1 pseudogene is annotated in these 381 nt (G+C 44.9%); it reads right to left on the bottom strand.

Annotation, left to right across the window (positions count from 1 at the left end):
* Positions 1 to 381 (bottom strand): annotated as a pseudogene (locus tag HMPREF3279_RS06770) (hypothetical protein); the annotation flags it as partial.

The following is a 381-nucleotide window of genomic DNA, read 5'->3' as shown; positions in this document are numbered from 1 at the left end:
TAACGTCTGCTTCAGCGTTCTTACCGTCTGCACCTGTTGCACCTGTATCACCTTTAGCACCAGTTGCACCATCTTTGATGATAGCTGTTGTGGTATTACCGTTACCGTCTTTGATAGTTACAGTGTGAGTACCATCGCCGTTGTCTTTAACATCTGCTTCAGCGTTTTTACCATCTTTAACGATAGTCGTTGTGGTGTTACCGTTACCATCTTTGATGGTTACTGTGTGAGTACCGTCGCCGTTGTCTTTCACATCTGCTTCAGCGTTCTTACCGTCTGCACCAGTTGCACCGGTCGCACCATCTTTACCGTCTTTACCATCTTTAACGATAGTAGTAGTCACTGATCCTGTACCTAAATCAGTAATGGTAATAGTGTGAG

It is taken from the genome of Haemophilus sp. HMSC71H05 (genome assembly GCF_001838635.1).
GTDB lineage: Bacteria > Pseudomonadota > Gammaproteobacteria > Enterobacterales > Pasteurellaceae > Haemophilus_D > Haemophilus_D parainfluenzae_R.
The sequence above is the reverse complement of the archived record's forward strand: the minus strand, read 5'-3'. Positions and strand labels throughout refer to the sequence as shown.